The organism is Bacteroidota bacterium (assembly GCA_030706565.1).
Classification (GTDB): Bacteria; Bacteroidota; Bacteroidia; order Bacteroidales; family JAUZOH01; genus JAUZOH01.
This window is the reverse complement of record JAUZOH010000188.1, coordinates 1-7,532: the sequence shown is the minus strand read 5'-3', so window position 1 is coordinate 7,532 and position 7,532 is coordinate 1. Positions and strand designations below refer to the sequence as shown.

The 7,532-nt window shown below is 37.7% G+C and carries 7 protein-coding genes and 1 riboswitch; all 7 genes read right to left on the bottom strand.

The window, feature by feature from the left end; all coding sequences use genetic code 11:
* Window positions 1-56: 56 nt before the first annotated feature.
* Window positions 57-968 (bottom strand): cysteine synthase A, encoded by a 912-nt coding sequence (cysK, locus tag Q8907_10310; GenBank protein ID MDP4274659.1) that lies wholly within the window; start codon window positions 966-968, stop codon window positions 57-59.
* 37 nt (window positions 969-1,005) lie between these two features.
* Window positions 1,006-1,845, bottom strand: coding sequence for a serine O-acetyltransferase (locus tag Q8907_10305; protein MDP4274658.1), 840 nt, complete (start codon window positions 1,843-1,845; stop codon window positions 1,006-1,008).
* A gap of 93 nt (window positions 1,846-1,938) precedes the next feature.
* Entirely contained in the window at window positions 1,939-2,598 is a 660-nt protein-coding gene (locus Q8907_10300; GenBank protein MDP4274657.1) for a DUF4276 family protein, read from the bottom strand.
* Between the two features lie 3 nt (window positions 2,599-2,601).
* Complete coding sequence (locus Q8907_10295) at window positions 2,602-3,666, bottom strand: AAA family ATPase (protein ID MDP4274656.1); 1,065 nt, start codon at window positions 3,664-3,666, stop codon at window positions 2,602-2,604.
* 164 nt (window positions 3,667-3,830) lie between these two features.
* Entirely contained in the window at window positions 3,831-5,090 is a 1,260-nt protein-coding gene (locus tag Q8907_10290; protein ID MDP4274655.1) for a phosphoglycerate kinase, read from the bottom strand.
* An 84-nt stretch (window positions 5,091-5,174) separates the two neighbouring features.
* Window positions 5,175-5,915 (bottom strand): LPS export ABC transporter ATP-binding protein, encoded by a 741-nt coding sequence (gene lptB, locus Q8907_10285; protein ID MDP4274654.1) that lies wholly within the window; start codon window positions 5,913-5,915, stop codon window positions 5,175-5,177.
* 165 nt (window positions 5,916-6,080) lie between these two features.
* Window positions 6,081-7,202, bottom strand: coding sequence for a cellulase family glycosylhydrolase (locus Q8907_10280; GenBank protein MDP4274653.1), 1,122 nt, complete (start codon window positions 7,200-7,202; stop codon window positions 6,081-6,083).
* 156 nt (window positions 7,203-7,358) lie between these two features.
* A riboswitch (Fluoride riboswitch) is annotated at window positions 7,359-7,421 on the top strand.
* Window positions 7,422-7,532 lie beyond the last annotated feature (111 nt).

Genomic DNA, 7,532 nt, shown 5'->3' with positions numbered 1-7,532 from the left:
TGTTTTTATGGAAAAAATGGAATCACTCAAAGGCATATCATTGAACATCTAAACTCTTAAAATAAATCTATGACGGAAAGATAGCGTTCACCGGTATCATAGGCAAATGTAAGTATCTTGGAACCTGCCGGTAATTCTAATATCTTCTTGTCGATGGCCGCCAATGAAGCACCGGTTGAAATGCCGACCATTATTCCTTCTTCCCTGGCAACCCTGCGCGTAAAGTCGTAAGCTTCGTCTTTGCTAATAGGAATGACACCGTCGAGAAGTTCAAGGTGCAGATTTTTTGGGATAAATCCGGCACCTATACCCTGCAAGGCATGGGGTGCGGGTTTGCCTCCGCTAATTACCGGCGATTGATCCGGCTCAATGGCAAATACTTTTAATTTTGGGAATGCTTTTTTCAATGCCGTGGCACATCCGGTAAGATGTCCACCTGTACCTACCCCGGTAAACAAATAGTCCAGCCCGTTGGGAAAATCATTAATAATCTCCTGGGCAGTAGTTTTTATATGTGTTTTATAATTGGAAGGATTGTCAAATTGTGCAGGCATCCAGGCGTGGGGAAGTTCTTTGACCAACTCTTCGGCTTTTTCTATGGCTGCCTTCATGCCTCCAATGCGTGGGGTAAGTTCAATCTCTGCCCCGTAGGCCGACATCAGCTTCCGGCGCTCAATCGACATGGATTCGGGCATGACAATGATTATTTTGTAACCTTTTACGGCCGCTACCATGGCCAAACCAATACCTGTATTGCCCGAGGTGGGTTCAACGATAACTGAATCCGGTTTTAAAATCCCTTCTTTTTCTGCATCCTCAATCATAGCCAGGGAAATACGGTCTTTTATACTTCCGGCCGGATTGGTTTTTTCAACTTTAATGTATACCTCCCTGTCATTGGGATATAAGCGGTTTAATTTAACAATTGGGGTGTTCCCGATTGTTTGAAGAATATTTTGAAATATCATTTGAATTGAATTTTATGTATCAGTTTTTAAATGTTCTCTATATTACGAAATTAATGGGTTCTTCAAAGTTAAAACTGTCGCGGATGGAAGTCTGGGGTTTGTGGCTGACAAGGGAATAAGGTTGAACGCTTTCCGTGAGCCAGACATTACCGCCGATGATGGAATCGTGGCCAATTACAGTCTTTCCACCCAGGATAGTACTTCCTGCATAGATGATCACATTGTCTTCAATAGTAGGATGACGTTTTATATTGGCCATGTGTTTTGCAACGCTGAGTGCACCTAAAGTTACTCCCTGATAAATTTTTACACATTTTCCTATGATGGTCGTTTCGCCAATTACAATTCCTGTTCCATGGTCGATGTAGAATAATTCTCCGATGGTTGCCCCGGGGTTGATGTCTATACCGGTTTTACCGTGGGCATATTCGGTGATTACCCGGGGGATAACCGGTATTTTCAATTTATATAGTTCATGCGCAAGGCGGTATACCGCAATCCCGTAATAGCCGGGATAGCAAAGAATAACTTCTTCGGTCGAATAGGCAGCCGGGTCACAATTGAGAAAATTTTCCGCATCCTTTATCAGATTTATGTGTATAGCCGGAATAGATTGAAAAAAAATGGTGGTAAGTTCTTCTACAGGTTTTTCCAGTTCTTTTTGAAGGGGGAAAAGCAATTCACGAAAATGAATTTTCAATTCGCTCCATTTTGTCTTCATTTCGTAGAGTGAACGGTTCCGGTCACTTTTGATGGGAAAAAGAAAATACATCAGTTCATTGATGAACTGTTGTGTTTTGACCAATGAAGGAACCGGCTGGCAAAATTCCTTGTTGAGGTTATAAATATGTTCGGGAAAATTTTTAGGATTACTCATGTTTTGTGACTTTAGTCATGTCAAATTATAACAAATATAGGCTGACTTTTGTTTATTTTATCATATGTTGTTGTAATAAAAAGGCAACCTGGTTCAGGAATTCAAATTTTCAATATTATTTATCCATCTATTGAACCCGGGACATTTTGATCTGATTCTTTCCAATCCAATAGCTTCAGCTAAAATATTTCCGTAAACAATTTTGTCATATCCGGAAATAATTCTACTCAGCCTGTGGGAAGGTGACGTTTCATTCCCATCATTTATCATTTCAGGATTGCTATGTTTATCAAATATTGATTGTAATTCAGCAATTCCAATGATGTCTTTTTTAGTAAAATTCAGGTAAAAAGTATTAATATCAATAAACAATAAGCTTTCAAATTCATGCAATTGAATGTACGGCAGAAAACGAAACCGAACTGAGTCATCAATATCATTTTTCATTCCCTGTTCCAGAATTTGCATACGGATATTTTTATCAGGTTCATTTTCTGCGTCATCCCATTGCGGGAAATGATGTTTGCTCTGTATGCCGTAATAATCAATTAAGGTGGTGACGTAAATATTTTCATCCTTTAAATAATTGATTATATCTTTTTTCAGACTTTCCCAATTTGTAATGCCTCCCCTTGATTTTTTTATGAGGGGAGCCTGTAAAGAAATTTCTCTTTTTATAAAATGAGGGAATAAAATTTTATTGCAAAATTCTCTTTCTGTTTCTCCTTCGCAGATGATAATAACTCTTGTCATATTTTAGAAATTTAGCTGACCTGAAGTTATTATATTTTGTTTCCATAAGTCGTCAATAGTATAGTCTTCAAGCCATTGCTGAAGTTCTTCGGTATTTAAACGCTTGAATTTTGAACAACCGTCGATTTGGTCAACTGTAATGATTGAATCCGGAGAAAAATGGCTGATTAATTCGGCCGACTGGGTAGCAATAATTACCTGGCAGCCTTTTGCAGAAACTGACTTTATCATTCCAGCCAGTTTTGCAATGGCTGAAGGATGCAAGCCCAGTTCCGGTTCGTCAATGATGATAGTTTCAGGCAAATCAGGTTGCATAAATAATGTTGTTAAAGCAATAAATCTTATAGTTCCATCGGATAAATCTGTCGCTCCGTATATTGTATCGCTGTATTTATCTTTCCATTGTAATCTTAAATATTGTTCTTGATTTGGGATAAAACTAAAATCCAGGAAATATGGGGCAACAGACTGTATTGTTTTAATAATATTGTTATAAACAATTTTATCATCATTTTTGATGTGATACAGAAATGCTGCCAGATTTGATCCATTATCATATAAATAATAGGAATCATTTTCTATGTGCCTGTATGTAGTAAATGGTGATTTATTGCTTGTATCATGAAAATGATATATCCTGAGCCCCTCCAAATATTTAATAATGTACTTTGCGCTGGAATTATCAGTAATCTTGATTTCGGCCTCATTAGCATGATGACTGATATCCTTACCCTTAGCACTTTGATAAATTAATCGTTCATCAGTAAATACAAAACCCTCAGTACCTAATTTTAAGATTGCCGAGTAGCCGTTATTCCCATTATCAAATTCGATTTTAAATGAAATGGTATCGGTTATTTTTTGCCCTTTGTGCAGAATTTTATTTTCGCCTCCTGATAAGGCAATATGTTCATTTAAATTTCTATGATACAGATGACTTAAAAATTCGAAAAAGGAGATGAAGTTACTTTTCCCGCTTCCATTGGCCCCAATTAATATATTGATGGGTTTCAAATCAATTCGTTCAGATTTAATTGATTTGTATCCTGAAATTTCGATGTAATCCATTTTCTCTTTTTTAAATAATTCAAAAATAATGAAAATAAGCTTATTAACCTAAATGCAAATTTTATTCAGAAGTACTTAAAAAATAAGCCTTCAAAAGACTGACTTCTGAAGGCTTATGTGAGTTATAAAATTCCCGGTTTGCCGGGTGTATTTTAATCCGTAAATTAACCTCTGATGGCTTTGATACCGGGAAGTTCTTTACCTTCCATGTATTCGAGCATTGCACCGCCACCGGTTGAAACGAAACTAACTTTGTCGGCCAGTTTGTTTTTGTTGATAGCAGCAACTGAATCTCCGCCACCAACCAACGTGAAGCAGCCTTTGGCAGTTGCTTTGGCAAGAGCCTGTGCAATGGCTGAGGTTCCTTTTGAAAATTTATCCATTTCGAAAACACCCATTGGGCCGTTCCAGAGAATAGTTTTTGAATTTTCAATGACTTCGCTGAATATCTTAATGGTTTCGTCAGCAATGTCAAGTCCCATCCAGCCGTCGGGAGTCTGATCAATTTTTGACACGTTGGTATTGGCCGCAGCATCAAATTTATCAGCATTGATGGCATCAACAGGCAGATATACTTTTACGCCTTTTTCTTTGGCTTTTTTCAGGACGTCTAAGGCAACGTCAAGTTTATCTTCTTCGCAAAGAGAACTTCCGATTTTTCCACCCTGTGCTTTGATGAAGGTATAAGTCATACCGCCACCGATGATCAGGTTGTCGACCATGTCCAGCATTCTTTCGATCACCATGATTTTGTCGGAAACTTTTGCACCACCCATGATTGCGGTGAAAGGATGTTCAGGAGCTTTGAGGACTTTGTCCATAGCTTTTAATTCCTTTTCGATCAGGTACCCGAACATGGAGTTATTGGGGAAATGACTAGCGATCAAGGTTGTAGAAGCATGTGCACGGTGAGCTGTACCAAAAGCATCATTTACATAGCAATTGGCATAACTGGCAAGTTTTGCAGTAAATTCTTTCTGTGATTTCTTTAATTCTTCTTTGGCCTCTTTTTTCTCTTCGTCAGTAGCAGTTTCAGGAAGACGGGGTTTCCCTTCTTCTTCTTCATAGAAACGAACATTTTCCAACAGCAATACTTCGCCTGGTTTTAAACCTGCAGCCATCTGTTTGGCAGAATCACCCATGCAGTCGCCGGCAAATTTTACATTCTGACCTAATAATTTTGAAAGTTGGGGTACAACATGTTTGAGGGAGAATTTTTCTTCCGGGCCTGATTTAGGGCGTCCCAGGTGAGACATCAAAATGGCAGCACCGCCATCACCAATTATTTTCTTAATTGTAGGCAAAGCACCTCTGATACGGGTATCATCCGTAACTTCCAGGGTCTTTTTATCCAAAGGCACATTGAAATCGACTCTGACAATCGCTTTCTTACCTTTGAAATCGTATTGATCTATTGTTTGCATATACTTATACTTTTTGTGAAAATTAATACAAACCTACAAGAATTTTATAACATTCCCAAATCACGGCCACGAAAATTAGGGGTATTATTGAACAGGAACTATATTTCTCAATTCAAAGTTTTGTCCCAGGTATTTTTCCCTGACTTCTTCATCGTTTGCCAGTTCTTCTGAAGTACCCGATTTTAAAATGGTCCCTTCATAAAGCAGGTAGGAACGGTCGGTGATGGAAAGTGTTTCATGAACATTGTGGTCGGTGATCAGAACCCCAATGTTTTTGGTCTTCAATTTGGCTACTATTGACTGAATATCTTCAACAGCAATAGGATCAACTCCTGCAAATGGCTCATCCAGAAGAATGAATTTCGGGTCAATAGCCAAAGCCCTGGCTATTTCCGTTCTTCTTCTTTCACCACCCGAAAGCTGGTTTCCACGGCTTTTCCGTATCACCTGCAAACCGAATTCTTCGATCAGGGATTCAACCTTTTCCTTTTGTTCAGCTTTCGAAAGGTTAGTCATTTCCAGAACAGCACGTAAATTATCTTCCACACTTAATGTTCTGAACACGGAAGCTTCCTGGGCCAGGTAACCAATGCCTTTTTGGGCTCTTTTATACATGGGCTCATGGGTAATATCCAGGTCATCCAGATAAATTTTGCCACTGTACGGACGAATCAATCCAACCATCATGTAAAATGAGGTTGTTTTGCCCGCACCGTTAGGCCCCAGTAAACCAACAATTTCTCCCTGTTCAACTTCTATTGAAACTTCTTTGACAACAGTTCTGGATTTATATTTTTTTACGAGTTTATCAGTATGCAGCTTCATGATGTAATATTTAAAATCTATCTAATTCTTTATAATATTGATTTATTTTCCCTCAAAAATTAAACCAATTAATAATTATGCAATATTAATTAAAAAATGCAGAATAATCAGCATATACTAAATAATTAATTCATAACCGTTTAACAATATTTTATTCGGGATTGATTATTCTCTTAATAGTCCCAATGCTTTGATGCATTCCGTATTAGGCTTGCATTTTATAAACCTGCAATTAACGAGAAATTGGTGTAACATTTTTTTCATCTCTTCGGCATTTTGCCCCCCCTTTCCCAAATTATCAGGTAAATTGGTTTGACCTTTTGAAAATTCATTGATCAGTTCTGGATTGGCGGGAGGTACAACGCGCAACAAGCAACCGTATTCATCAATTCTTTTATAAGGTTGGAAGTTCCAGCCTATCTGGTTCTTTTCAGCATGGATATATGTTTTCTCCAGCCATTCGTAGTTTTCCCCTTCACTTATATCCAGAAAGACAGGGGTGTTGAATTTTTCACGGAAAGCCGTAAATTTTTTAAATGTTTCCTGGCAGGTATCAGACTGGAAAATGCAGGCAAGTTTGGAATCAAATGTTTTTTCATAAAATTTAGCTGAATCTTCCGGCTTTTTGTTGATGAAAATGATGTGATTCTTATCAAACTGCCTGATTGCAGCAATCATTTTCCTGTAAAAAACCTGACGGGCATAATCTGTTTGTTGGCTATCCGCCGGAGCGGGGTGAACATAGAAACCGGCAATTAAAGATTCATTGTTATATCTTTTGGCAATGTTTTGCCATGCTTTCAGGCAGTTTTCCAGTTGGTTTTTATTTTGAATGTTATTTACCTGCATGTCAAGGATTATGTACATACCTATTTCATGGCTCCAGCGTATCAGCCGGTTGACTAATTCAAAGCCTCTGGGAGTGGTATTCCCGAGGTAAGTTCCCGGTGCAAACATTCTGCAGTCGAAAGGGACATTCACCGTATTGAATTGTAAACCTTTGATGAAAATCAGATCATTTTTGGTTATAAAACTATCCTGAAAGGTATGCCAGAAAATCTTTGACGGGTATGAATCCATAGCTTCTTTTGTCAAATCTTCCAGGGATTTCAGGTTTGTTTTCTCAGCTGGCTGAAATAATTTAAGATCAGGGTCAAGCCAATAGTTCAGGCTCACGCTTTTAAGATATAAATTACCACCCCAGGAATTGATGAAACTTGTCCCTTTTATTTTTACAAACCTGGAATGCTGGCAAAAAACAATCTGGGGAAAAGAAAATGCTAACAAAAAAATTAGAGTTTTAAATCTCATTACTTCGATGTTTTTATAAAATAAATTTCAGCACAAAAATAAGCATTTCTTTAATGAGCTATTTAATTTTATAAAATCATAAAATTTAAGATGTTGTAAGAACAAGAAGTATTTGAATATTTTTAATATTTTTGCAGGCAAGGCTATGGGGTTAGCCTTTAGCCGCCTGAATAAGCTGATAACTCCTACTATTTTCGAATAATTTTAATTTTGAATGATGTTTAGACAAATTCTTATTATCGGTGCGGGTGGTTTTCTGGGAACTGTTTCCCGTTTTCTTACTTCAAAATACATACAGGTATATTT